The 549-nt window shown below is 65.8% G+C and carries 1 protein-coding gene; it reads left to right on the top strand.

Annotated elements, in window-relative coordinates:
• The coding region (locus GR303_RS24260; protein ID WP_161727036.1) for a sensor histidine kinase at positions 1-549 on the top strand (549 nt) is incomplete at both ends.

Here is a 549-nt window from a genome sequence, read left to right as displayed (position 1 = left end):
TCAGCCGCGAGCTGTCGCACCGGATCAAGAACATCTTCGCGGTGGTTACCAGCCTCGTGGCCCTCGCGTCCCGGAAGGACGAAGCCGTCAGGCCCTTTGCGACCGCCCTGGTGCAGCGCCTGAACAGCCTCGCGCATGTGCACGCGTACATCCAGCCGCACAACCCGTTGAACGAAGCCGATCCAGCGAGCCGGACGGTCCTGGGTCTCCTGCGTATTCTCGCCCATCCCTACATGCACGAGCAGGACATGCACGAGCAGGATGGCCAAAGCTCATCGGATGATGCCCGGCTGGCGATTGGAGGCGACGACGCTCCGGTTGGTGCCGGGGCGGGCACCGCACTGGCGCTCATCATCCACGAGCTTGCGACCAACGCCGTCAAGTACGGCAGCCTCTCGCGTCCGGAAGGATACGTCACCATCCGAGGAGAACTCCTGCCAGACGATCAGTTCCGGCTGACTTGGCAGGAACGTGGCGGTCCACCGGTTCAGGGACCGCCAGCCCACCGGGGCTTTGGGACAGTGCTCGCCGATCGCGGAGCGACCGGGC

Origin of the sequence: Microvirga arsenatis (assembly GCF_009910705.1) — a bacterium.
Lineage (GTDB): Bacteria > Pseudomonadota > Alphaproteobacteria > Rhizobiales > Beijerinckiaceae > Microvirga > Microvirga arsenatis.
Note: the sequence above shows the minus strand (reverse complement) of the source record. Positions and strands in the feature narration are given on the sequence as shown.